The organism is Pandoraea sp. (genome assembly GCF_041919235.1).
Classification (GTDB): Bacteria; Pseudomonadota; Gammaproteobacteria; order Burkholderiales; family Burkholderiaceae; genus Pandoraea.
This window is the reverse complement of the sequence record NZ_JAYRUC010000013.1, coordinates 62,065-86,894: the sequence shown is the minus strand read 5'-3', so window position 1 is coordinate 86,894 and position 24,830 is coordinate 62,065. Positions and strand designations below refer to the sequence as shown.

Annotated in this window: 24 protein-coding genes, 1 tRNA gene and 1 pseudogene; 10 read left to right on the top strand and 16 right to left on the bottom strand. The window is 62.7% G+C overall.

Translation table 11 applies throughout. The features are described 5' to 3' along the window. Positions 1-9 precede the first annotated feature (9 nt). Positions 10-390: a sirohydrochlorin chelatase gene (locus ACE3UG_RS12410; RefSeq protein ID WP_374624289.1), complete on the top strand. Its 381-nt coding sequence runs from the start codon at positions 10-12 to the stop codon at positions 388-390. Positions 391-574: 184 nt separating this feature from the next. Here the strand turns inward: ACE3UG_RS12410 and cobA are convergent, their stop codons facing one another. The 5 genes from cobA to ACE3UG_RS12385 form a co-directional block, all read right to left on the bottom strand. Next, complete coding sequence (gene cobA / locus ACE3UG_RS12405; protein WP_374624287.1) at positions 575-1,363, bottom strand: uroporphyrinogen-III C-methyltransferase; 789 nt, start codon at positions 1,361-1,363, stop codon at positions 575-577. Positions 1,364-1,471: 108 nt separating this feature from the next. Beyond that, the gene (locus tag ACE3UG_RS12400) at positions 1,472-2,773 is read right to left on the bottom strand and encodes a sulfate adenylyltransferase subunit 1 (RefSeq protein WP_374624285.1); all 1,302 of its coding nucleotides are present in this window, start codon (positions 2,771-2,773) and stop codon (positions 1,472-1,474) included. Positions 2,774-2,873: 100 nt separating this feature from the next. After that, positions 2,874-3,821 carry a sulfate adenylyltransferase subunit CysD gene (gene cysD / locus ACE3UG_RS12395; protein WP_374624283.1) on the bottom strand — a complete coding sequence of 316 codons (948 nt, stop codon included), beginning with the start codon at positions 3,819-3,821 and terminating at the stop codon, positions 2,874-2,876. Positions 3,822-3,959: 138 nt separating this feature from the next. Beyond that, the gene (locus ACE3UG_RS12390; protein WP_374624281.1) at positions 3,960-4,751 is read right to left on the bottom strand and encodes a phosphoadenylyl-sulfate reductase; all 792 of its coding nucleotides are present in this window, start codon (positions 4,749-4,751) and stop codon (positions 3,960-3,962) included. A 29-nt stretch (positions 4,752-4,780) separates the two neighbouring features. After that, a complete protein-coding gene (locus ACE3UG_RS12385; protein ID WP_374624279.1) occupies positions 4,781-5,557 on the bottom strand; it encodes a sulfite exporter TauE/SafE family protein in 777 nt (258 codons plus the stop codon). A 131-nt stretch (positions 5,558-5,688) separates the two neighbouring features. Here ACE3UG_RS12385 and ACE3UG_RS12380 point away from each other — a divergent pair, with 131 nt between their 5' ends. Further along, entirely contained in the window at positions 5,689-6,630 is a 942-nt protein-coding gene (locus ACE3UG_RS12380; protein ID WP_374624277.1) for a CysB family HTH-type transcriptional regulator, read from the top strand. A gap of 4 nt (positions 6,631-6,634) precedes the next feature. Here ACE3UG_RS12380 and ACE3UG_RS12375 read toward each other — a convergent pair whose 3' ends face one another. Beyond that, complete coding sequence (locus ACE3UG_RS12375; RefSeq protein WP_374624275.1) at positions 6,635-6,898, bottom strand: hypothetical protein; 264 nt, start codon at positions 6,896-6,898, stop codon at positions 6,635-6,637. 543 nt (positions 6,899-7,441) lie between these two features. Here ACE3UG_RS12375 and ACE3UG_RS12370 point away from each other — a divergent pair. The 3 genes from ACE3UG_RS12370 to ACE3UG_RS12360 all read left to right on the top strand — a co-directional run bounded on the left by ACE3UG_RS12370 (position 7,442) and on the right by ACE3UG_RS12360 (position 9,660). After that, positions 7,442-8,563 carry an ABC transporter substrate-binding protein gene (locus ACE3UG_RS12370; RefSeq protein ID WP_374624403.1) on the top strand — a complete coding sequence of 374 codons (1,122 nt, stop codon included), beginning with the start codon at positions 7,442-7,444 and terminating at the stop codon, positions 8,561-8,563. Between the two features lie 7 nt (positions 8,564-8,570). After that, positions 8,571-9,455, top strand: a complete 885-nt coding sequence (locus ACE3UG_RS12365; protein WP_374624273.1) for an NAD(P)-dependent oxidoreductase — start codon at positions 8,571-8,573, stop codon at positions 9,453-9,455. Between the two features lie 120 nt (positions 9,456-9,575). Beyond that, positions 9,576-9,660 (top strand) — tRNA-Leu (locus ACE3UG_RS12360). Positions 9,661-9,793: 133 nt separating this feature from the next. On the opposite strand, the gene ACE3UG_RS12355 is transcribed toward ACE3UG_RS12360, so the two are convergent. After that, on the bottom strand, positions 9,794-10,501 hold the full coding sequence (locus tag ACE3UG_RS12355) for a phospholipase D family protein (RefSeq protein ID WP_374624271.1): 708 nt from the start codon (positions 10,499-10,501) through the stop codon (positions 9,794-9,796). 128 nt (positions 10,502-10,629) lie between these two features. Here ACE3UG_RS12355 and ACE3UG_RS12350 point away from each other — a divergent pair, with 128 nt between their 5' ends. Further along, on the top strand, positions 10,630-10,785 hold the full coding sequence (locus ACE3UG_RS12350) for a hypothetical protein (protein ID WP_374624269.1): 156 nt from the start codon (positions 10,630-10,632) through the stop codon (positions 10,783-10,785). Positions 10,786-10,852: 67 nt separating this feature from the next. Here ACE3UG_RS12350 and ACE3UG_RS12345 read toward each other — a convergent pair whose 3' ends face one another. Further along, the gene (locus tag ACE3UG_RS12345) at positions 10,853-11,161 is read right to left on the bottom strand and encodes a hypothetical protein (RefSeq protein ID WP_374624267.1); all 309 of its coding nucleotides are present in this window, start codon (positions 11,159-11,161) and stop codon (positions 10,853-10,855) included. Between the two features lie 274 nt (positions 11,162-11,435). Here ACE3UG_RS12345 and ACE3UG_RS12340 point away from each other — a divergent pair, with 274 nt between their 5' ends. Further along, the gene (locus ACE3UG_RS12340; RefSeq protein WP_374624265.1) at positions 11,436-11,579 is read left to right on the top strand and encodes a hypothetical protein; all 144 of its coding nucleotides are present in this window, start codon (positions 11,436-11,438) and stop codon (positions 11,577-11,579) included. 1,287 nt (positions 11,580-12,866) lie between these two features. Then, complete coding sequence (locus tag ACE3UG_RS12335; protein WP_374624263.1) at positions 12,867-13,187, top strand: hypothetical protein; 321 nt, start codon at positions 12,867-12,869, stop codon at positions 13,185-13,187. A gap of 104 nt (positions 13,188-13,291) precedes the next feature. On the opposite strand, the gene ACE3UG_RS12330 is transcribed toward ACE3UG_RS12335, so the two are convergent. After that, entirely contained in the window at positions 13,292-14,032 is a 741-nt protein-coding gene (locus tag ACE3UG_RS12330) for a hypothetical protein (protein ID WP_374624261.1), read from the bottom strand. 264 nt (positions 14,033-14,296) lie between these two features. Here ACE3UG_RS12330 and ACE3UG_RS12325 point away from each other — a divergent pair, with 264 nt between their 5' ends. After that, positions 14,297-15,160, top strand: a complete 864-nt coding sequence (locus tag ACE3UG_RS12325) for an NAD(P)H-binding protein (RefSeq protein ID WP_374624259.1) — start codon at positions 14,297-14,299, stop codon at positions 15,158-15,160. Between the two features lie 23 nt (positions 15,161-15,183). On the opposite strand, the gene ACE3UG_RS12320 is transcribed toward ACE3UG_RS12325, so the two are convergent. The 4 genes and pseudogenes from ACE3UG_RS12320 to ACE3UG_RS12305 form a co-directional block, all read right to left on the bottom strand. Further along, positions 15,184-16,074, bottom strand: coding sequence for an alpha/beta hydrolase (locus ACE3UG_RS12320; RefSeq protein ID WP_374624257.1), 891 nt, complete (start codon positions 16,072-16,074; stop codon positions 15,184-15,186). 5 nt (positions 16,075-16,079) lie between these two features. Further along, positions 16,080-17,240, bottom strand: coding sequence for a glycosyl transferase family 8 (locus ACE3UG_RS12315; protein WP_374624401.1), 1,161 nt, complete (start codon positions 17,238-17,240; stop codon positions 16,080-16,082). A 288-nt stretch (positions 17,241-17,528) separates the two neighbouring features. Further along, positions 17,529-18,215 (bottom strand): annotated as a pseudogene (locus tag ACE3UG_RS12310) (tetratricopeptide repeat protein); the annotation flags it as partial. 103 nt (positions 18,216-18,318) lie between these two features. Then, a complete protein-coding gene (locus ACE3UG_RS12305) occupies positions 18,319-21,057 on the bottom strand; it encodes an autotransporter domain-containing protein (RefSeq protein WP_374624255.1) in 2,739 nt (912 codons plus the stop codon). Positions 21,058-21,492: 435 nt separating this feature from the next. Here ACE3UG_RS12305 and ACE3UG_RS12300 point away from each other — a divergent pair, with 435 nt between their 5' ends. Beyond that, entirely contained in the window at positions 21,493-22,038 is a 546-nt protein-coding gene (locus ACE3UG_RS12300) for a glutathione peroxidase (protein WP_374624253.1), read from the top strand. 318 nt (positions 22,039-22,356) lie between these two features. On the opposite strand, the gene ACE3UG_RS12295 is transcribed toward ACE3UG_RS12300, so the two are convergent. From ACE3UG_RS12295 to ACE3UG_RS12285, 3 genes are read right to left on the bottom strand one after another with little or no spacing between them, the layout of a single operon-like run. Next, positions 22,357-23,328, bottom strand: a complete 972-nt coding sequence (locus ACE3UG_RS12295) for a VOC family protein (RefSeq protein WP_374624251.1) — start codon at positions 23,326-23,328, stop codon at positions 22,357-22,359. 35 nt (positions 23,329-23,363) lie between these two features. After that, positions 23,364-24,329 (bottom strand): 2Fe-2S iron-sulfur cluster-binding protein, encoded by a 966-nt coding sequence (locus ACE3UG_RS12290; protein ID WP_374624249.1) that lies wholly within the window; start codon positions 24,327-24,329, stop codon positions 23,364-23,366. After that, entirely contained in the window at positions 24,326-24,820 is a 495-nt protein-coding gene (locus ACE3UG_RS12285) for a RidA family protein (RefSeq protein ID WP_374624247.1), read from the bottom strand. The genes ACE3UG_RS12290 and ACE3UG_RS12285 overlap by 4 nt, the downstream gene beginning before the upstream one ends. Between the last annotated feature and the right edge of the window lie 10 nt (positions 24,821-24,830).

Here is a 24,830-nt window from a genome sequence, read left to right as displayed (position 1 = left end):
GCGCCCATCATGTCCGCCAAGCACGGCGTCATCCTGTTCGCCCACGGATCGCGCGACCCGCGCTGGGCCGAGCCGTTCGAGCGTCTGCGCGACAAGCTGAGCGCGCAGCGTCCCGACGCCGACGTCCAGCTCGCGTTTCTGGAGCTAATGGCGCCTGACCTGGGCGGCGCGGTGACGGCGATGACGTCTCAAGGGATGTCCGCCATTACCGTGGTGCCGGTCTTTCTGGGTCAGGGGGGCCATGTCAGGCGTGATCTGCCAGCGCTCGTGCAAGCTTGCCGCGCCGCACACCCCACCTTGCTCCTGAACGTGAGCGCGGCGATCGGGGAAGACGAGCAAGTGCTCGACGCACTGGCCAACTATTGCGCAAGGATGATGGACGGCGACTGACGGCATCGTCGCCAGCGATACGTCGCGTCGACATGCCAAATGGATGGTGTCAGGCTGAACTGCCCCCCAAGCGTTGGACGTCGATCCAGCGCTTTTCCATGGGTGCTTGCATGACGAAGCACGGTGGCGCGCTCAAGCGCCAGTGCCAGTGGGTGCAGGCGTATCTGTATCTGCGCGGTCGGTTTCAGGCAGCGATCGCGGCCTGCGACGCCCACTCGTGCAACGACGCGGCGTCGGCGCCGGCGAACGCGTCGCCGATGAGCAGGACGCTCGGCTGCGATGCGTCGAACCACGCTGCCGCCCGCCCTTGCCTGACGTCGTCCAGCGTGAGACGCACACGTCGCTCGCGCGGCGTCGTGGCCGCCTCCACGATGGCCACAGGCGTCGCCGCCGGCTTGCCCGCCGCCATCAGTTCCGCCGCAATACGCTGGGCGCTGTCGCGTCCCATGTAATAGACGAGCGAATCGGCGCACGCTTGCGCGGCAATTTCCGCCGACTCGGGCGCGCGGCTTTGCGTGGCAAAGGCCACACTGCGTGACACACCGCGCAACGTCAGCGAACGCCCGAGGGCCGCCGCACTGGCCAGCGCCGCCGTGATGCCGGGCACGACTTCCACCGCGATTCCGGCGGCCTCGAGCGCCCGCAGCTCCTCGTCCGCACGGCCGAACAGCATCGGATCGCCGCCCTTCAGGCGCACGACCAACGCGTTGGTGCGCGCATGATCGACCAACTGCTTATTGATGAAGTGCTGGGCACTCGAGCGCTTGCCGCACCGCTTGCCGACGGCAATTTGCCTGGCCTGCGGGCACAGTGCGAGCATTTCCGGCTCGACGAGCGCATCGTGCAGCACCACGTCCGCCGCCGCCAGCAGTCGTGCGCCGCGCACCGTGATCAAATCGGCTGCGCCGGGGCCCGCCCCGACGAGATAGACCTTGCCCGGCACCGTACCGGATTGCGATGATGTCACCGTCATGATGTCGCCGTGGTTCGTGGGGCCCGGCGTCGGCACCGTTCAGGCCGCCGTGCGCCGTGCGTCATGCAATAGGGGGATGTGCAAGCAAACGCTTGTCCGTCGGACGACTTACGCCGCGAGGCTGCGAATCATGCCTGCCGCAACCGTGTGGTGCGTGGCTTCGTCAATCAGCACGAATGCGCCGGTGGCGGGGTTCGCGTCATACGTGTCGGCGGCCAGCGGCTTCTGCAGACTCAACTGCACGCGGCCGATGTCGTTCATGGCGAGCGTCGCCTTGTCCGTGCCCTGCAAGAGCGTGCTGACGTCGAGCACCGTGTCCACGCTGCCGACCTTCACGTACACCGTGTTGGTCGCCTGCTTGAGCAGGTACTTGCGCTGCGGCGCAAGGTCGTCCTCGTCGAACCAGCAGACGTCCGCCGTCAATTTGCGCGACGGTGCCAGCGCCGACGCTTGCGCAACCAGCATGTCGCCGCGCGACACATCCACGTCTTCGGTCAGACGAATCGTCACGCACTGACCGGCGAACGCTTCCTCCAGCAAGCCGCTCGGCCCGACGATCTCGGCGACGCTCGCCGTGCGTCCCGTCGGCAATACGCGCAGCGTCTGGCCGACGCGCACGGAACCCGATTCCACACGTCCCATATAGCCGCGGAAGTCGTCGGCATTAGCGCCGTCCTGACGCGCCACCCATTGCACCGGGAAGCGCAGTTCGCCGCCCGATTGCGCAACCGGTAGCGATTCGAGCATGTCGAGCAGTGGTTCGTCCTGATACCAGGGCATGCGATCGCTCGCATACACAATGTTGTCGCCCTTGAGCGCCGAGACCGGCACGAAGCGTACGTTTTCAAGCCCTAGACGTTGCCCCAGCGCCAGGTAGGCGGAGCGAATGGCATCGAACGTCGTCTCGCTGTAGTCGACCAGATCCATCTTGTTGATGGCGACGATGACGTGCTGAAGGCCGAGCAGCTTGACGATAGCGCTGTGACGCTTGGTCTGGGCGAGCAACTCGGTGTGGCCGTCGACTTCGCTCACCCGCGTGGCATCGACCAGAATGATCGCGGCGTGCGCGGTCGATGCTCCCGTGACCATGTTGCGTGTGTACTGCTCGTGGCCCGGCGTGTCCGCAATGATGAACTTGCGGCGCGCGGTCGTGAAGTAGCGATAGGCGACGTCGATGGTAATGCCCTGCTCGCGCTCGGCTTCGAGGCCATCGGTGAGCAGCGAGAAGTCGATGTCTTCGCCGGCGGTACGCTTGTGTTTGGCGCGGGCGATGGCCGAAAGCTGATCGGTCAGCACCGACTTGCTGTCGTAAAGCAGACGGCCGATCAGCGTGCTCTTGCCGTCGTCGACGCTGCCGGCCGTGATGAAACGCAGCACGCCGAGGTCTTCCTGATGCGGGGTGAGGCTCATGATCTATTCAACTCGATTGCGTGGCCCCTGGCACGGTGAATCTGCGCGCCTGGCGGGCCGAAGTCTCTGAACTTAGGGCGGGTGACGGGCGCTCGGCCCCTCAGAAGTAGCCCTGCTTCTTGCGTTGCTCCATGGCCGCCTCAGACGCCTGATCGTCCATGCGGGTGGCGCCGCGCTCCGTGATGTCGCTCACCGCCGTCTCGGCAATGATCTCCACCGGACTCGCCGCAACGCTTGCCACCGGGCATGTGCAACTGATGTCCCCAACGGTACGGAAGCGCACCGACGCGAACTCGCTCGAATCGCCGTCCTGCTTCGGCGTGAGCGGTGTGACCGGTACGAGCAAACCGTTGCGGCGCACGATTTCGCGCTCATGGGCGTAATAGATCGACGGCAGATCGAGGTTCTCGCGCGCAATGTATTGCCACACGTCCAGCTCGGTCCAGTTCGAGATCGGGAACACGCGCAGGTGCTCGCCCCGATGCAGACGCGCATTGAACAGATGCCACAATTCCGGGCGCTGAGCCTTCGGGTCCCACTGACCGAACTCGTCGCGGAACGAGAAGATACGCTCCTTCGCGCGCGCCTTTTCCTCGTCACGGCGTGCACCGCCGATCATGGCGTCGAAGCCATGCTCGGCAATGGTCTCGAGCAGCGTCACCGCCTGGGCCGCGTTGCGTGAATCGTTCTCGCGACGCAGACGCACCGTGCCGCGCTCGATCGAGTCCTCCACGTGCCCCACGATCAATTCGGCGCCAAGCGCCTTGGCATGGCGGTCGCGGAATTCGATCACTTCCGGATAGTTATGACCCGTGTCGATATGCACGAGCGGGAATGGCAACACCGTTTTGCGATTCGGGCCCAGGCCGAAGGCCTTGAGCGCCAGATGCAGCACCACGACGGAGTCCTTGCCCCCCGAGAACAGCAGCGCGGGCTTGCGGCACTCCGCCACGACCTCACGCAGGATGTACATCGACTCGGCTTCGAGCCAGTCCAGATGATCCATTCGCGAGCCATTGGCTTGCGCGACTTCGTGCATCGCACCCATAGTGTTCCCTTCCTTGACGATTCCGAGATTTCCGAGATTCGATTTGTCACGATGTGCCACCGCTCGGGGATCACACATCGTCATACGTCCGTCTTGTCGGCCCGGCCTGCCGGACCGGCAGGCGTTGTGCCCAATGCCTCAATTCGACTGCACCGACACCGCGATCTTGCTCAGGTTGCCCGCGTGCAGCCCGCATTCCTTACTGTCGCGCGACTCCCACCACCAGCGACCCGCGCGACTGTCTTCCCCCGGGCGGATGGCACGCGTGCACGGCTCGCAGCCGATGCTCGGGTAGCCGCGCGCGTGCAGCGGGTTGACCGGTACGTCGCGCGCCGTCAGGTAGGCCCACACCTGCGCTTCGGTCCAGTCGAAGAGCGGGTTGTACTTGGCGATTCCGCGGGCATCGTCGTGCTCGGCGAACGCCAGTTCCCCGCGCGTGACCGACTGCTCGCGTCGCTGGCCGGTGAGCCAGGCGCCTGCGTCGGCAAGCGCTCGTCCGAGCGGCTCGACCTTGCGAATCTGGCAGCACGCTTTGCGCAGATCGACGCTTTCGTAAAACGCATTCGCGCCATGCTCCGCGACGTACTTCTCGACGGCATCGGCCTGCGGTGCGTACTGCGCGACGTCGTAGTCATAGCGCGCCTTGATGCCGTCGATCATGCCCAGCGTCTGCGCATGCAGGCGCCCGGTGTTCAGCGTGAACACGGTGATCGGCAGTTGCCGGCGCAGAATCACATGCGTGATGAGCATGTCTTCGGCAGCCAGGCTGCTGGCAAACTTCACATTGCGATGCAAATTCGCGATGCGCGCGAGACGCTCGGCCAGCACGGCTTCCATTTCGTCGAGCAACGCCCCATCCTGGTGCTCGGCGGCGGTCGCGCTCGAGGGCACGGCGGGCGGGGTGGGTTCCCAGCGGGATTCGTTTCGCATTACGCGAACTCCTTGTTGTTTGTGGGGGGTCAGCCGACCAACTTCACGGCCGCGAGCGTGAGCGTTGCCGCCAGCGCGCCGCGCACAATGCGCTCGGGCAGGTGACGGGTGAGCTTCGCGCCCAGCCAGATACCGGGCAAAGAGCCGATCAACAAGCTGCCGAGCAGGGCCCAGTGCACCGTCTCAAGCCAGATATGACCCAGCGCAGCCATCGCCGTCAGCGGCACCGCATAGGCGATATCGGTACCGGCAACCTCGGCCGGCTTCAACTGCGGGTACAACATCAAGATCAGCGTCGCGCCAACGGCGCCGGCACCAATCGAGGAAATCGTCACGAGCGCGCCGATCACCGCGCCCACCACCACCGTGGCGACGGCCTGCGCGCGGCCCGTCAACTGCCAGTTCGGGTGTGTGCGCAACGCCGCAAGCAGCTTCGCGCGAAACAGCAGGGAAAGCACCGTCAGCAATACCGACGCCGCAATGGTCAGTTTGATGACGTGCAGTGCCGAGTTGTCGATCCCCCCCAGGCGCTTCAGGAAAATGATCGTCACCAGCGCCGCCGGCAGGGCGCCGAGCGTGAGCCGGCGCACGATGTGCCACTTCACATGGCCGTGCGAGCGATGCGCGATCGTGCCGAAGCTCTTGGTCACGGCGGCAAACGCCAGATCCGTTCCGACCGCGACCGGCGCTGCATAGCCCAGCAGCAGCGTGAGCAGGGGCGTCATCAGCGAGCCCCCGCCTACACCGGTCAGACCGACCAGAAGGCCGACGCCAAATCCGGAGAGGGGTTCGAGCCACAGCGCCATGTGAGAGGTTCCTGTTGGGGCCAATGCCTGGCGGGAATAGCGTTATCGAAGCAGTGGCACCCACTGTAATGAAAACGCTATATACTTCAAACGAATTAAAAATTGTTTGTATATTTTCGAAAGTTATACAAATGAACTTGCATCAGTTCCGTTTCGTGCGCGAGGCCGTTCGTCAGAATTTCAACCTGACGGAAGCCGCCAAGGCACTGTTCACCTCTCAGCCGGGGGTTTCGAAGGCCATCATCGAGCTGGAAGAAGAGCTTGGCGTCGATATCTTTGCCCGGCATGGCAAGCGCATCCGTAATCTCACGGAGCCTGGGCGCATCATCTTCGAGTCGGTCGAGCGCATTCTGCTGGAGGTTGAAAGCCTCAAGCGGATCGGCAAGGACTATGCGGCGCAGGATCAGGGCAGCTTGACGATTGCGACAACGCACACGCAAGCGCGCTATTCGCTGCCGCACGCGGTGGCCGAATTCAAGAAGCGTTTCCCGAAGGTGCGGCTTTCGATTCTGCAGGGTAGCCCGACCCAGATTGCTGAAATGGTGTTGCACGACCAGGCCGACCTGGCCATCGCGACCGAGGCGATTGCCGGCTACAAGGATCTGGTGTCGCTGCCTTGCTATCAGTGGCATCACGTCGCCGTGGTGCCGCCGGATCATCCGCTGCTGCAGCTAACGTCGGTCGGTATTGACGATCTGGCGAAGTATCCGCTGATTACTTATGACCCGCAGTTCGCCGGACGCGCCAAGATCGATCAGGCGTTCGCGTTGCGTCATATGCAACCGGACATCGTGCTCGAAGCGATCGATGCCGACGTCATCAAGACGTACGTGGAGCTGGGACTGGGTGTGGGGATTCTCGCGGGCGTGGCGTTCGACCCGGAGCGCGATCGCAATCTCCGGGCCATTCAGGTGGGCCATCTTTTCGGCACGAACGTGACTCGCGTCGCGCTCAAACAGGGGGCCTATCTGCGCGGTTACGTGTTCACGATGGTCGAACTCCTATCGCCGATTCTGACTCGCAAGCTCGTCGAGCAGGCGTTGCGCGGCGAGCACGAGAGTTACGAGCTGTGACGCCTTAGCGTGCCGAAAAGGGCTGCTCATACTTGCGAGTCCTTTCGGCGCGGTGGATTCCCTCGAATTCCGCCGCGAAATTGACGCGTGCGTCCTCGCTGAGGCGGCGCAAATAATGCGTCACGGGGGCGCCCGCACGATCGGCCGGGCGTTTGCCCGGATTCCCGCGCATGGCCTCGTTAAATGCCTGCTGAACCTTTTCGACCTTGGCCAGCTTTTGCGGATGATGAAGGTGCGTCGTTCTGAGGTCGTGAAGCGTCGCGCTCACGTAGGCGTATCGAAACTGCGTATCCACCGTGTTATCGGAAGCCGAGAACGAGCGCAGGTTCAGATTCTTGATCGCTTTGAACATCTGGCGAAACGAGTCCATCGTGACGTGGCCTTTCTCGTTTCGCGCGCTCGGACTGCAGCGCGTTGCGACGGATTCACTCAGCCTGACGAGTTGGGACGATACAGGGACTCGGGAAAAAAACATCATACGTCAACATCTCCATCGAATTACCAGGGGGGATGCGCTATCGCGAGGCCCATCGGGAAGATTGTTCCCAGACAGCAGCGACTTTCCGACAGCGCGCAGGCAATGACAGGACCTGTGCAGGCGCGTTCCCGATCACTCACCGGCCGATGCGAATCGGGAAATCACCCCGGCGGCTGAGCGACTCGTCGATCTGAATGTAGACGGTGCGCACCGGGACTATTTTTCTTCGCTGGCCGAACGCAGGCGGTGCGGTATGCTTACGCGATTCGATCAAAAGGAGACCCCATGCGCTCACCTCTTCACGGCATCCGTCTATCGGGCGTGCTGCTTGCCATGACCCTGACAGGCGTTGCGACGGCGGCACGCGCCGACATCACCGTCGGTGTCGATCTGTCGTCGACCGGTCCGGCAGCGGCCATTGGTATTGCCAGCAAGAACGCCATGCAGCTTTGGCCCGACCGGATTGGCGGGCAGAAGGCGCACTACATCTTCCTCGACGACGGCTCCGACCCGGGCACGGCCGTGAAGAACGCGCACAAGCTCATCAGCGAGAACAAGGTCGATGTCATCGTCGGCCCGAACATCACGCCGAGCGCCTTGGCGATGCTCGATCCGATTTCGGAGGCCGAAACACCGATGATCACGTTGATCGGATCGGCGGTCGCGGTGGAGCCTCAGGATGCCAAGCGCCGCTGGGCGTTCAAGATGGCGGCGAACGATTCGGCGATGGCCGACGTGATGACGCGCTACATGGCCAACCATGGCATCAAGACGGTGGGCTTTATTGGCTTTGCCGACGCGTACGGCGAGAGCTGGTGGAAGGAATTCACGAAGTTTGCCGAGCTGCGCAAGCTGAAGGTCGTGGCGCAGGAGCGTTTCAATCGTACGGACACGAGCGTCACGGGTCAGGTTCTGAAGCTGATGGCGGCCAAGCCGGACGCCATTCTGGTTGCCGGATCGGGCACGCCTGCCGCGTTGCCGCAGCGAACATTGCAAGAGCGTGGTTACGCCGGGAAGATTTACCAGACGCATGGCATTGCCACGTATGATTTCGTTCGCGTGGGCGGCAAGGATGTGGAGGGGACACTGTTCCCGACGCAGCCTGGCGTCGTTGCCAAGACGTTGCCGGCGGGGCATCCGGCGCGCGCGGCGGCCTTGGCGTTTACGAAGAAGTACGAGGCCCGGTATGGTCCCGACACGGTCACGCAATTCGCTGCTGACGCCTATGGCGTGTGGGATCTGCTCAACGATGCGGTGCCGCGCGCCGTGAAGGTGGCTGCGCCGGGCACACCGGCATTCCGGTCGGCGCTGCGCGATGCGCTTGAGTCCACGCACAATCTTGCGATCCCGAATGGGATCATGAATCTGAGTGCGAAGGATCACGTCGGGCTGGATCAGCGCGCCGGGGTGATGGGTCAGATCAAGAACGGCAAGTTCGTCTACGTTTCGGATTGATCGCGGCATGACGACCTACACCGTAGCGTTTATCGGGCTGGGCGCCATGGGTGGCCAGATGGTGCGTCATTTGATGGCGGCGGGGCATCGATTGCATGTGTATGCGCGGCGGCCGGAGGTGGCGGCACCGTTCGTCGAGCGCGGGGCGAAGGCGTTTGCGACGCCCGCGCTGGCGGCAGCGGACGCCGACTTCGTCGTCACCAACGTCACGACCACACAGGATGTGGATGCGGTGCTGCTCGGCCCGGACGGGGTGGTGCATGGGGCACGTCCCGGCACGATCTGCGTGGATCACAGCACGATTTCGGCGGAGGCAACGCGGCGCATGGCGGCGCGTCTGGCGGCTCAGGGGATTCAGCTGGTGGATGCGCCGGTGTCGGGCGGGCCGTCCCGCGCGGCGGACGCTTCGCTGTCGATCATGGTGGGGGGGTCGCGCGACGTTTTCGAAAAGGTCAAACCGCTGTTGTCGGTCTTGGGCACGACGATCACGCATGTGGGCGATGTTGGCGCGGGTCAGGTGGCGAAGGCGTGCAACCAGATCGTGCAGGTGATCAATATTCAGGGCATTGCGGAGGCGATGTTGTTTGCGGCGCGCAATGGCGTGGATCAGGACAAGGTCATCGAGGCGATTTCGAAGGGGTTGGCGGGCAGTCGAATGCTCGACATGATGGGGCCCAAGATGGCGCATCGTGACTTTTCGGCGGGAATCGAAGCGCGCCTGCACGACAAGGATTTCGCGATGATCCTGGACGCCGTGGCCGACGCGGGGCTTGCCCTGCCTGCGCTGTCGCTGGTGAAGGGCCAGTTGTCGGCGTTGATGGCGCATGGCTGGGGCCACGACGACACGTCGTCGCTACTGCGCGTACTTGAGAGCCAGCAGCAGGTACATTGAATGTGAACGGGGCGGGCTTGTGGTCGGGATAAATTTCGGGCATACTTTCGCCTTCGTCCGGTGAGCCTGCGGGTTGATCGAACGAGTCACGCTGCGACACCGTTCGGTGGCCGCGCACCCGCCCAGGTGGTGAAATTGGTAGACGCAGGGGACTCAAAATCCCCCGCCGCAAGGCGTGCCGGTTCGATTCCGGCCCTGGGCACCACAAGATCTAGATCCCGTAAGGCTTTCCCGGTTGTTTGGCGTAATTTCGGCGTAGCCGCTCGGCGTTTGAATGTGTTTGCGCCAGATATCTCTGCCAGACAGGTAAAACCTCGTCGTCATGTGCTGTCAGGTTGTCAGAGTGAGATGTTCTCAGGCCACAGATAATAAGCGCCATGCCGGGACTTCGCGATAAACTCAATCCCCGCACTTGCCCCCTGAGGTGAGAGGACATGCTCGCCGTGTTGCAACCCGAGATACCCGGCAGCGACAGCGCGTTCCAGAAGTTCATTCGTGCGCAAGCCAAGGCGTCTGCCAAGCTTTGAAGACGTGAGCTTTTCAATTGTCACGCTAACAGCGTGATCCTCCATCACCACTACATCCGTACAACTTCCGACGGGACATGCCAACGAAATGCGGACTTCTTCGCTGATACGAATAATGCGTTGGGCTTCTTCGTAGACATCTCGATACAACTCCGCATCCTCGGATCTTCGGACGAGCATCCCCATCTCGTTGTTATTAACCTGACTAAACTCATAAAGATTCAGGCTTGTAACCACGCACAACTCCTCGCTCATATAACACTTGGCGTGCAAGTTCTTGCAGTAGCTGGTACGAACGTAGGTCAGACCTCGAAGCCATTCAATTTCCTGCGGTTGCAACTCACTCTTCCCGTATATCAGCCTGACGTCAATTTTCAGACGATTCTTGTCCGATAGAAGCTCCTTGATACGGTCATTCAGCTTCAAGAATGGACTTATCAAAATGAGGCGGTCAACCGCTCCTTTGATCAACTCTTCGAGAAAGTAATTCGTCGCGCTGGTATTTAAGAATTTTGCCACGTTGTGCCCTCCTTGCTGTAGGTAACCGGGGGGCCTCCTCTGAGGCAAAGAATACGCGTTGCGAAGGCGCGTAAAGCCCTTGATAGCAGAGTTGAACTTTTCTATGATAGCCGACGCCAGCGCCAGCTATGTCCGAGCAAGCATTGCGCGACGGGAAGCATGTGGTAATGCAGGCCAACGGCGCGCGTCTGATCCGCTTTGACGCCAATCGCTGTCCATCCGAATTTGAAGTGCAAGCAACTGCCGAAAGCGAACATAAAAAATATCAGCCCGTAGCGGCTTGACGAAATGCCGGGTGGGGCCAGAGGTAGCGGATAACGGCCCACCACATCGGACGGGCCGCAACAGCAGTTACCGGACTAATCGCGGCTTCTCGCCTTGCTTCGCCGCGTGAAGAATGACGTGGGGCCCCATCAGCATGTCCGTCGCCACCATCGCTTCCGCGAACGTCTCAAAGTAAATCGCGCGCTCAGGGTCGGACACATGCGCTCGCCTGATTTCTCCTGCGGACTCGTCCCACGCATAACCGAGGTACTTCTTGTATTCGTGGAACCAGACAACATGCCCTTCACGCGTCAACGACGTAGGAAGGTCAAGCCCGCCATCACCTCGCCCGCCGTTTCGTCCGTCCTTCCCCTCGTTCTGGTTTGAATCACTCATCAAAGCCTCCTGAGATGCAGATTAATTTAGCCACACTAACGACTCAATTCATCATCGCAGGAGTGCCGAGCCTTGCGTTTCAGCAACTTCCGAATATCCCAGCCTATGCGTCGACACTCAAAAAGTTTCGACGCACTGCGAAAACGTTCGCGACGTATAGCAGGCAAAATGAATACGGGCTGAAAGTCTGCCGACGGTGAAAAAACCGCGCCGCCATCGCGCGCGACGTGAATATGCGCTCATGGCCCGATACCGAAAGCGGATGGCATGCCAATTGGCAGTTGTACGCGGCGAGCAAGGTCGGGATCTCGACGTGCCAGCGTTGCGGCTGTACGTTGTGTTCGTGATCGACGCATTCGCGCAGCGAATTACGGGCTGGCCGGTGAGTCGTACGACGCGTGCCGACGATGGCGTTTGACCGGTGGTGGGGCAACAGAATCGGAAAAGCCTTCATACGCCGCACGCACAAATCCAACCCATCAGAGACATAATCGACAGGGCCCCCGCCTTTCGCTCGCCTGAAGACCTATGTCTGTTATCCCATTCCGAAGACGATCCATACTCGGCCGCCTGCTTCGATTGTTCGTTCACCGGAAACGCAGACGACAAAGGACGCTAAACCACTTCGATCGCCCCAAGACCTACTACGATCCCAAACAGTTTCGGCGTCGTACACCGTCCCGAGCGAAGCCCTGAGATCCACAACTCGGCTCGCGACGGCGTGGCCCACCCGAATGCATGGGCCGCAAATCACGCTACCGAACCAGTCGTGGCGTCTCGCTCCGTTCCGGCGAGTGAAGAATGACGTAAGGACTCATCAATCGATCGGTCGCCACCATCGCCTGCGCGAACGTCTCAAAGTAAATCGTGTGCTCTGGGTCAGTTACGTGCGCACGCTTTATTTCCCCCTCCGTCTCGTCGCAGGCATAGCCGAGGTACTCGCTGTGTAAGTGGATCCACACGACATGCCCCTTCCTCGGCAACGAAGACGGCATGTTCGGCGGCGTTCCGTCGTCGCCACGGCCACCTGCCGATCCGGTCGCCCGGCGACTCTGCGACGCGACACCCGTTTCCTTTGAATGATCCATGGGTTCCTCCAAGGTGAAAAGTGCTTCGCAGGGGGCCGTACGCATTGTGGCAGCGTGTCCGATACCTGCGTTTCAGTGACTTCCGAAAACTTCCTGCCACTTGGCGAGACTCAATAGATGAACCCCTTTCCCGACATAAGTGCTTTAACACTGCAGTCGTCGCCATTCGTCGCCCGACATTGCTTCGCCCGGCCCCGCCTCCTCAGGCCTGAATCTCATCTCGGCACGCCAAGGACACGGTGGCATCACTCAGGACGGTGAGAACGAGAAAAGAACGAGGGAACCTCGGTGAAAATCACACGCCTGCGTGCGAATCCCAGAAACAATCCTCATCATTTTGTGGGAGACATCCGATTCTCGGATCGGCTATGGCACCAGAGCATTTTCAGGGCGCCGGGCGACGCTCTGCCAACCCTCTCGCGCTTCGCGCACAGCGCTTACCCCACCCGCCTAAAGGCCCCGCGTTCCCCCTTATTGATTCAGGAAACACGCCGACGCTTTCGACTGGCGACGTTTAGCGCATGTTATTCGGACGTTGCTGAAACTCAAGTGACTTCACTGCGAGGATGATGGAAACGTCCCCCGCCTCAATGGGGGGTAACTTCTAGGAGCGACCTATGAGTGATCCGAAAGATGACAACGTGAAGTCTCCGGCTGCGAGCACGAAGAAGCGATTCGAGGCGAGCGACGCGCCGGACGTGCCGAAATCACTGTCAAGAAAGGGATATGTCGTGTGGTTTCACGACCATGGCGAATACCTGGGATTTGCATGGAACGAGTCTGCCGAGGAGATTGAACGAGCCCACGTCGCAGACGCCGATCACGCGATCTACTTCGAAACGTTCGCGCAAGCCGCCGTCGCCAGCGACAAATTCATCAGCCCATGCCGAGTGCTTCTTTCACGCGGGCCCGGCAAACGCCCCAAGCTAATGGGCTAGCACGATTCAACGGCCCGCCACCGGTGACGGGCCGTTCCCCGCTCCGCTCGATCAGCCCCGCGCACACGGCGATTCCGCTCGTCGTTCAGCCTCGTCTCGTACGGCTAGCGTGTGCCGGAAAGAAAATGCGTTGCGGCAACCAATGCCGTCCCGACGGTAACGATCGTGCCGATCAGACGCCACGTGAGCCTATGCATCTCCCCGTGCATCTGAGCGCCCAGCCCCTGCAGATCAGCACGCACCGCACCGATCTCCTTTCGAACACTCACGAATTCGGTCGCCATGTCCCGGCGGACGTCCACAATTTCATGTGCCACCTCAATGCGCACCTTTCCGAATTCCTGATGAATTTCATTGCGCATTTTTCCAAATTCCTGGTGCATTTCATTACGCACGTTTCCGAACTCCTCGTGCATCTCGTTACGCACATTTCCAAACTCCTGGTGCATCTCCTTACGCACATTTCCAAATTCCTGGTGCATCTCCTTACGCACATTTCCATGTTCCTGATGCATCTCGCTTCGCAGATTCCCGAATCCTTGATGCATCTCGGACCGCAACGCCCCCACTTCTCGCGCCCAATCCTCCTTTGTCGCAAGCGTGGACAGCACGGATTCGAGCGCTGTCACCCGTGCGGGCAGCCTCATCTCGTCGTGCTTGTATTTGCTCTCTGTGCAACTGGCTTTCGAACGCGCCACGCGCGAGTCAATTTTTCGGAGTGTTCCCATCTCGATCGGTACCTTCTGCCGCATCTCCGCCCACGATTCGCAGGCGTCGATGCGTGGATAAGACGTCGTCCAGCATGGACGGATTCGCACGAATTCAGCAGCATTCTTCCAGGGCATTCGGCCGAGCGCCTTTCGTTCGCAACACTGCATGCGATTCACTCTATCCCGCCTCGGCCCCAGAGCGGCTCTGCGTAGTAGTCGCCTCGCGCTCGTTGCGATCCGTCACCGCTTCATCGCACGCACATCGGGCGCGTGCACGAGCACGCTGCGCCACGTCACCCCGTAGTTCACCGACACCGACACCTACGCCATCCATTTGTAAGCCCCTCCCTCGCTCCCGTGTTACGTTTACGGCAACGTTACTGCGCGCGAGGAGTGACTATGTACACCGTAATGGGCATCTCGGGCCGAGTCGGCAGCGTGGTCGGGCACGATCTGCTGGCGGCAGGCCTGCCGTTGCGGGCCGTCGTTCAGGACACCGTCAAATCCGGTCGATGGGCCACGCTGGGCAGTGACGTCGCCGTCGCGGAAAATGGCGATGCCGACGCCCTCACCCACGCCTTTCGCGACAGCGACGCCGTGTTCGTCATGCTCCCGCCGAACGCCGATCCCGAGCCGGACTTCTCACATGCGCGGCACTTGATCGATGCCATTCGCCAAGCGCTGGCCGCCGCGCGTCCGAAGCGGGTGGTTTGCCTGTCGAGCATCGGCGCAGATTGCGAGGCGCCCAGCCTGCTTACAGCAATGCGCATGTTTGAGGCCGCCATGCTGTCGGTATCGTTGCCGATGGTCGTCCTGCGCCCCGCCTGGCTGATGGAGAACTTCGCATGGGATATCGCGCCCGCACGCGAGCGCGGCGAACTGCCGACGTATCTCCAACCGGTGGATCGAGCCATTCCGATGGTCTCGGCCACCGACGTCGGCCATTTCGCGGCCCGCGCCATGCAGGCACATTCGATCGATGAGCGAATCTGGGAAATCGAGGGCCCCGAGCGCTACTCGCCCGACGACATCGCCGCCGCACTGGCCCGTGCGCTGGTTCGTGACGTACGCGCAGAAGCTGTGCCCCGTGCCGGTTGGGACCCGCTCTTTCGGGCGCAGGGCATGCGCAACCCGCTGCCTCGCATCCAGATGCTCGATGGCTTCAACACCGATGGCTTCCGTTTTCGCAACGACGGCCAACACACCCTGCGTGGCGACGTCACGCTCTTCGAGGCGATCGCCGCTCTGGTACGCGAGACCTGACGCATCGCCGCCGGGTCAGGCACTCACGAACGCCCGCCGCACACTGGCGGTTGAGCAAGTAACGCGTGCCAACGTTGCGCCCAATCGCCATCGTGAGCGATCCCGCTCACCACGACCGTCTTCACGCATCGCCCGCCCGCCGCCGCTGCGAAACGCCGCGCCACTTCCGGCGGCACCACCGTGTCCTGCGCGCTGCTGAAATGGATCTGCGCAATCCCGGCGACCTGCGCCGCCACATCGATGGGATTGCGCGAAGCGGGCATCGCAGAGACGTGATGCAATCGATTGACGTATTCGACGTCGAGATTCCCGGCGACCGTGCGCAGCGTTGCCACGTCGCGTCGGCGTGCGGCGATCAACACGGCAATCGCACCACCGCCTGAATAGCCGACAAGCTCGATGGGCTGCCCGGGTACCCGCGCCGCCAACTGTCCGACCGCCGCGTTCATCGCGTCGACCACTTCCGGAGCAAAGCGTTTGCCGGTCCAGTAAGCGACGTGACAGCGTGGATTTTCCCGCATTGGTGTGAACTGGCAGGGGCGAGCCAGATACACGACATTGGCAGAACCGTCGGCGGCGGCAAGCGCCAGCCCGGTCGCGGCAACCGGTGTCGGGTCGAGCGACGGTTCGGTGCGCGAGATCCAGGCCAGACCGTCACCTTCGATATAAATACGCAGCGGTTTATCGGCGCGCGTAATGCGCGAGAACGCGGTAAGACGAAAATCACCCGCCGACAATGTTTCCCGTTGGAGGCCCGCAGGCCCCGCCAGCGATTCCGCATGCGCGTCGCGATCCAGACTGGCACAACCGGAGGCAAGCGACACGAGGCCAATCGCCGCCGCACAAAGCAGCGCGCGTAGCAATCCGCATGCGTCAGCACCCGCTCGGCAGACGCTGCCCGTTCGATCAAGCATCGCCATCACTCCCCCCGCGCAACGAACTGCTGCAACGCCTGCGACACGCGCTCGACTACAGGCTGCCATTGCCCACGCGCCGGCTGGCGGAACAAGCGCATGCCGGGATACCATGGCGAGTCATCACGGTCGAGCATCCAGCGCCAATCGGGAACGAACGGCAACAGCACCCACACCGGACGCCCCATCGCCCCCGCCAGATGCACGGGCGACGAATCGACCGAGATCAACAGATCCGCGAGATGCAGAATCGCGGCAGTGTCCTCGAAATCGCGAATCTCGTCGCTCAACGACACCATCGACATCCCCTCGGGCGGCGTTTTCCCCTGCAACGATGCAGGCCCCTTCTGAATCGACAGGAACGTCGCGCCACAGCGCCCCAAGGGCGCGAGTTGATCGAGCGACATGGAGCGATTGCGGTCGTTGACGTGCTCTGGACGTCCAGCCCACACCACGGCCACCCATGGCCTCGGTACGTCTGCGAGTCTTGCGCGCCATTGCGCGACGCGCTCGGCATCCGCACTCAGGTATGACACCTCGCCGGGCAGATCGGACAGCGTCAGCCCCATCGCCATGGGGAGGCTCATCAGTTCGCAATGCTGATCGAACGTCACCGGCAACGTGCCGCGTGCGACGATATTGTCATCGCCCCACATGCGCTTTGCGATAGACAACGTCTCCTGATTGACCTCGAAAATCACGCGCGCCTGACTGCGCTCGCGCGCCCATCGCGCCATGCGCATGAACTGGAACGTGTCACCGTAGCCTTGCTCGTCATGAATGAGGAGCGTTTGCCCGGGAATCGGCTGACCCTCCCAACGCGGACGCTGCACTTTGCGCTCGATCGACTGGGTATGTTCGAGGCTGTAGCGGTAGCGATACTCGCGCCAGCCACGCTCGAAGTCGCCCAACAAGAGCAGCGTTTCGGCAAGATCGAAGCGGTTCGATAGATCGCCCGGCACCTGACGCGCGAGCATGTCGAGCACGTCTCGTCCCTCCTGCGCCTTGCCCTGTGCACGCAACGCCACAGCGAGCAGTCGCCACATCGGCATCGGGGCCACACCGGCCGACACGACCTCGCGCAGCATCGCCTCCGCGCCTTCATAGTCGTGGGCAAGCATACGTGCCACAATCGTTTCGTGATTCGCCACCAGATCGTGCGGCATGGGCGACACCGGCGCCGGCCCAGCGTGCTGTTGCGCAACGTCCGTCGACACCGCGTTCGCGTCGGTCGCCACGCGCGCCGCCACATCCACCTCGACCTCCCGCAGCACGGCCTGCGCATCGGCACGCTCGGGCTGGCGCGCAACCGCTTCGCGGGCACAGGCCAGCGCTTCGTCCAGTCGCCCCACGACACGCAGAACGCCGGCGCGCGCCACGAGCGTCGAAGGATGCTGAGAAGCGAACGCCGACATCACCTCGACCATCTCCAATGCCGCCGCCACGTTGCCGCGTGAGAGCTCCACGTCGGCGAGGTTCCGGTAAGCGTCGACAAACTGCGGAGCCAGTTCGATGGCGCGGCGCGCGAGCGTCAGCGCCTCGGCAAAGCGCCGTTGCACACTCAACAATGACGCCAGATTGCTATGCGCATCGGCGCGCTGCGGGTCGAGTTCGAGTGCTCGGCGATAATGCGCTTCGGCGGCGTCCAGGTGCCCAAGCAGACGCGCCGTATTCCCGAGATTGTTCTGAGCGTCGGCCGACGCGGGCATGAGTTCGCTCACGCGTGTGAGGCACGTCAGGCTCTCTTCAAGCTGCCCGGTCTCCTGCAATACGATCCCGAGATTGTTCCATCCGGCAGCGAACGCCGCATCGACCTCGACAGCACGCCGGGCGGCGGCCAGTGCATCGGCCAGATGTCCCGCCTGACGACACATTTCGGCCAGATCCGACCAGCAGGACGCCGGTGCATTCGATGCCCGGCACGTCGCCCGCAGATGCTCGATCGCCACGTCGCGTTTGCCATAGGCATGCGCCATCAGGCCAAGCAGATAGTGAGCGTCGGGATGCTCGGGGGCCGCTTCCAGCACGCGCCGGCAAAGGACTTCCGCCTGCGGCGCTTGCCCCGCTTGCCAGTGGGAATGCGCAAGCGCAATCGCCTGCGCGAACGTCAGCGTTCCGGAAGTCGAGGAGGCGGAGGACATCTGCGTGGCGCCGGGAAGCGATAAGGATTGGGCGATACTTCCACGACGGTCGCTACCGTGTCAACGTCAGCGACCGCCGTTCCTGTCTGAGCGAGTCAGGCGTTCAGAAACGCTGTTGCACGCGCACAATGCCGGTGTGCGACACGAAGCCCGACCCTGCTTGCAGATCGTAGCGAACCGACGCGCTCAGGTTACTCGCCCGCATGAGCGTGACGCCCACACCGACGTCGGCCAGGTTCGACACCGGCGTGGCGCCCACGGTCGTAAAGCCCGTCTGACCGGTGGGGTCCGCCGCGAAGCTGGCGCCCGTCGTCTGGCGCGTGCGGTTGTACTCATGCATCCACTGCACGCTCACCTCGGGCACCCACACCCCCGTCGACGTTTCGAACGGCACGGCGAACTTCGCCCCCAGCGCACTGCGCACCGAGCTTGCGCCGACGCTGCCGACCGTGAGCGCCGAGCCATTGCCGCCGGTTTCCGTATAGCCGTTCTGGCGCAGGTAACCGTACGTGACGCTCGCCAGCGGCGTGACGACGGCGCGCCCCAGCGCCAGCGGCCAGCCGAATTCGGCACCGACCACGTATTGTTGACCGTTGAAGTTGCCATTGGCCACGCCGTTGAAGCCCGGCATCGATACAGACCGCTGCGTATCGTAGCGTTGCATCACCACCGAGCCTGACAGGTTCACGTACCACGGCTCGCCAGTGTAAGCCGCGTACCCGATGAGACCGTACCCGTTCACCCCTGTCGAGTTGCCCGACGTGCTGCCGTCATTGTCGATCGCCGTGCGCGAGAACTGGAACGCGCCCCCCGCACGCCAGCGATCGCCGAACGCGCGATCTGCACCGACGACCAGACCGCCGTAGTTGGCGCTGTAGCCGTCGACATCGTCACGCGCCGACTGGCTGGCGTGACCGCCGAAGGCCTGTCCCCAGACGCCCCAGTTGACAACGCTGTCCCCCGTCGCAACCCCGGTGCCCCCGGCCTGCGCCACGCGCAGGCTGTTGACGTGCGCACTGACCACGCCCAGCGAGTCGAATGTGGCCGCACCTGCGGCACGCGTATTTTGCGCCGGCGCAAGCTGCTTGCCGACCCGATTGGCCGAGTCCGTCGAGCCGCCGCTCAGCGACCCGATTGCCGCGTTGTACAGGTTGAGGAGTTGGGCGTCGCTCACGCCGGTGTAGCCCAGCAAGCCCCGCAGCGACGATTGCGCGTTGGGTGCCGAGGCAATCAGGGCATTGGTACGCGGGTCGAAGGGCGGTGTCGTAGCGGTACTGCCACCACCATTGCCCGAACCGGCATTCGTATCCGAGACCACGGTCACGACCAGATCCTGCCGACTGCCGTTAGCGACCGTGGCGCCGGTCGCGCCGAGCGTCGACGAACCGTTGACGCGATAAACCAGCGAACCTTCGTTGTATGTGGCCGTGCCCGCCGTGTCGATTACAACATAACGCTGACCGGCCGCGAACGAATAGCCGAGCGACTGCAAGGCGATGCTCGACCCCGCTGCAAGTGTCGTATTGCCGCTCACGACCAGGCGTCCGTAGCCGCTGTCGGTCGTCATGTCGCCGGTCGTGACGGCATTGCCTGCAACACCGATCTGGAGCGCGGCACCCGCCGCCTGCGCGTAATCGCCGGAGACCTGAATGACATTGTTGACTTGCAATACCGAAGCGTCGTTGAACGCCGTTCGCGTGCCAGCGAGGTTCAGGTTGTCGTTAAGCAGGAGATTGCCGCCGTTGAAGTGCACATCGGCGAGTGAGCTGGAAAGGGTCCCCGGCAGGGCACTGCCGAAGCCCGTCAGGGTGCCCAGCGCCGCGCCCGACGCGCCCGCGATCGACAGGGCCTGCGTGCCGGAATGGGCAATGTCGCCCGCAATCGTGCCGGCGTTGTTGATCTGTCCGATCGTGGCAGCCGCAGAGGCATTCGCGATTGCCGTGCCTGCGCTGGCGATGAGCCCGCCCGCGAGGTTGTCGATCGTACCGATCGCGTCTTCGTTGTAAATCCCGTAGTTCCCGCCCGAAATCGTTCCGGCGTTGTTGATCGTGCCAATGATGCCGTGATAGGTCGTGCCACCGAGCACAGTACCGCGATTGTCGATGCCCGTGCCGGGCGCACTGGTGCCATCAATCAAGCCATGGGCCTGGTTGTCGATCGTCGTGAGGCTAGCGCCACGGTTCATCACCCCGACTTGCGAGCCCGTAATGGTGCCACTGTTCGTCAACGTGCCCAATCGCGGGATCAACGCAATGGACTTGAGCGAGGCCACGCCCGAAACGCCCGAGATATTCCCCGTGTTGGTCAGCGCGCCGAGATACGACATGTTCTGCACACCATTCGTAATGGTGGCAGCGATCGAACCGGAATTGAATGCCGACGTCAGTGTGCCGCTGTTGTAGATGCCCGCGCCGCGCGAGGAAAAAATCAATCCGTTGTTCTCGAGAAGCGCAACATTGCCGAGCGATTGAATGGACAACGCGTAAATACCGGCCAGCGTGCCGGCGTTCGAAATTGTGCCGAACGTGTTCGCGATTAGGGCGAAGGTCGCACCAGTGATCGACAGAGTCGTACCGTCGTAGCCCCAATTCGTCGACGAGACGGTGTTGGCACGACCGGCATAGAGCGCCGTGGCGCCACCCATGTAGGCGGCGGGCAACGGCGTTGCCCACACCGCTCCCGAGGTCAGCGAAGCCACTGCAACGGCGGCGGCCGCCGCCGCGCTGCGTCCACGGCGATGGTCCGCCGAGCGCGACGTCCCGCCGTGACCGCAGGCCACCTCGGACGCGACCTGATACATGCCCAGACTGGCGCTCCACACCACACGATAGATGCGATTCATTCGATTTCCCGGAATACGGCTTTCTTATTGCGACGCGTTGACTGGTGAATTCGGAACGGGCGCACGCGCAACGACCGACACATAGGCGCACGACCTCCGTAAAGGCACGGAATTCCGGCGGTAGGGTCTGATGGAATTTGGACGCACGAGCGCGGCGACATGCGCTGGCTATGGCATGAGCGCGACCCGATTCAAGGCAAGGGCATGGCCTGCGTCTGAGGCAGGATCACCGATTCTGCGAGAAACGGCACGAAACATTCGAACTACCCCGTGATGGTTCACCCATACGAAGCGCTTGAGCGCGCCCGCGATTTTTTTGTTCCGCGAATCCTTCCATACCATTAACCGACTGTCAATCGGCATTTGCTTCGCCGCTCGGCAGGCCTCACAGGCTTGCGCTACACTCGGCGGACCTTACAAAGAAAGGAAATACGCATGAGCACCCTCATCGAAACCATCGCCGTCACGCGCAACGACGGCGGCGCCGCAACCCTGGGCGATTACGCGGGCAAAGTGCGCCTGATCGTCAACGTTGCGTCGAAGTGCGGCCTCACTCCGCAATACGAGGGCCTCGAGCGCCTGTACGAAGCAAAGCGCGACGCCGGTCTCGAAGTGCTAGCCTTCCCCGCGAACAACTTCAAGGCTCAGGAGCCGGGCACCGACGAAGAGATTCGCGAGTTCTGCACCACGCAATACAACGTGACCTTCCCGCTGTTTTCCAAGATCTCCGTGCTCGGCGACGACCGGCATCCGCTCTACACCGCGTTGGTCGACGCCGCGCCGGAAGCAACCGGTGAAGGCCCGTTCCGCGAGCGTCTCAAAGGCTTCGGCGTGGTACGCGAGAACCCGGCCGACGTGCTGTGGAATTTCGAGAAGTTTCTGATCGGCCGCAACGGGCAGGTCGTGGCCCGCTTCTCGCCGGACGTCAAGGCCGACGATGCGCGTCTGCTCGCCGCCATCGACGCTGAACTGGCGAAGTAATCGGGCGAAGTAATCTGGCGAAGTAATCTGGCGAAGTAATCGGGCGACATAAGCGGGCGACATAAGCGGGCGACATAAGCTGGCGAAGTAACCGCCCAATGCAAAAGGGGGCTGCGCAGTGCATGCCCCCTCGTGCCGCAAGCGTCTACGCAAGACGGTTGCCGGCGCGCCATGTGCGCCCTCGGACCTTGCTCACGTCTGGGCAAGTCAGTTCCAAGCCTCATGACGCAACATCGCGCGCCGGTTCCCGCTTCTCGCGACAACTCGCGATCCGGACGCGTCGCCCCCCCCGGTTTGACGCGTCCGCGACACACCGACTCAGCGTTTGGCCGTGTCGGTCATGAACTTGCCGGTGGGCGCTTCACTGCCCTTCTTTTGACGACGCGTGTTGCCGTCGAGCCCCCCGTCGACGGCCCATTCCGCGAAGACGGTCGGCCCCGGCTCGAAGTCGCGCGGCTGCCACTCCGGCGTGAGGATGTCCTCGTCGGCGTAGTACTCGATGAGTGCGCCGCATGGATTCTTGAAGTACCAGAAATATGCCGATGAAATCGGGTGACGGCCCGGTCCCAACTGCGTTTCCCATCCGCAACGGTCGATGTGCATGCCACCGCCGAACACTTCATGGATATCGCGCACGGTGAACGCAACGTGGTTCAGGCCCCGCTTGCCATTGGGCAACGCCAACAGAAACAGATCGTGATGCCCCCCGTGCGGCGCACAACGCATGAACGCACCACGCTCGGGATAGCGATCCGACAGCTCAAAGCCGAGTTTGTCTTCATAGAACTTCTGCGTGGCCGCGAGCGCATGGGTGAAAAACACCACGTGTCCCACTTCGATCGGCTGCGCACGCTCATAGACCGGACTCGGGGTGTTCACACGCTGCGCCGGGATACCCCACGGGTTGGTCGGTGAGCCCTGTACGTCCACACTACGCTTGGCCGTCACTTCCACCCGCACCGCCAAGCCGTTCGGATCGACACAGCCCGTCGCGCCGTCCCTGAAGTAATAGCCGGGCTGGTCCGCCAGGCGCTCGGCGATGGCACGCACTTCATCGGCCGTCGTCACGCCCCACGTCACCTCGCGCAATGTCGGCCCCTCTTCCATCGCCGGCGGCAGCGATGCATCGTCGTGACGCACCGCCAGCACACGGCAACCGTTCAGTGTTTCGAAGCGCGCGCCGTTCGCGTCGGCGGCGACCTCGGTCAGTCCCCAGTCGCCGAGAAAGCGGCGGCAGGTGTCGAGGTCGACGACCCCATAGGTAATTTGTTCGATGCCCAAAATCGTCATGGCAGTCTCAGGTAGGAGTTTCGGGGGCGGCGCAGTCACAGATCGAGCGTCAGGCGCTCGCCCTTGCAACCGGACACGCAAATCATCATGACCTTGTTTCCGGCACGCTCCGACGCGCTCAGCACCGAGTCGCGGTGATCGGGGCAGCCTTCGAGCACGCGCGTCTCGCAGGCGCCGCACACACCTTCCATGCAGCTATGCTCAGCGTCGATACCGGCGGCGAGCAACGTGTCGAGCAGCGTCGCGCCGGCCGGAACGGCGAGTTCCTTGCCGGACTTCGCTAGCGTCACGACATAGCCCTCGGACGTAGCAGGCGGCGGCGCATCCGGCGCGGCGGCAAAGCGCTCGATATGCACGTTGGCAATGCCCGCGTCGGCACACGCTGCCTCGAAGGCGTCGAGCATTACGCCAGGGCCACAGCAGTAAGCATGCGTGCCCGCCGGCTGCCCGGACAGGAACGTCGCGAGCGAGGCGGGCCGGCCGTCGTGCTGGTCGTCGAAGTGATAGGTAATGTCGCCGCCCAGCGCGTTCAGTTCTTCGACGAAAGCGGCTTGCGGCGCGGTGCGTGCACAGTACATCAGCCTGACGCTCCGACCAAGGGCGCGCAGGCGTCGATACATGCAGAGAATCGGCGTCACGCCGATGCCGCCCGCCACGAGTACCGTGTGCTCGGCGGCTTCATCGAGTTCGAAGTGATTGCGCGGCGCGGAAATGTCCAGCGTCATCCCCACACGAAAATTGTCGTGAATGAAGCGCGAGCCGCCGCGACTTTTCGGGTCGGCCAGAATGCCGAGCACGTAGCGGTTCTCCTCGCCCGGCGCATTCACGAGCGAATAGCTGCGCACCAGCCCGCTCGGCAGATGCAGATCGATGTGCGCACCCGGCGTAAAACCGGGGAACCGGGTGCCGCTGCCCGCCGCAGGCACGAGTTCGATGCTCATGATGCCTGCCGCTTCGTAACGAAGCGTGCGCACCATCGCCGACAGGTTTGACTTGCTCATAACGCTGCTCTCTGATGTTGCTGATTCTCTTGACGTCCGTCGGCGCGGCCCGCTGCGGACAAATCGATGTCGAGTCGCGCGAACGCCTCGATCTCCACACGCAGTTCCGGAAATACCAGACCGCTCACTTGCACCAGCGTCGAGCATGGATAGGCGCCGCCGTTGGCAACCACATCCGCAAAGAACTCGCCGCGCGCACGTCCGACATCGTCTTTGTCGGCAATGTCGGTCACGTACACCACCAGCTTGTAGATGTTCGCGACGGTACCGCCCCCCGCTTCGACCAGCGCGCGGATCTTGCCCAATACCACCCGCGTCTGCTCGTAGGTCGTGAGCGGCCCGTGCGCGTCGCGCGTGACCGGGTGAGCGGTCATGCCCGAGAGCAGGATCTCGTTGCCGACGCGAATGCCGTTGCTCCAGGTCGCCGTGCCCACATCGGGCACAGCCGGTGCGCGGATACGTTCGGCCTTGAAGCGTGGTTCGATCTGCATGACGTGTCTC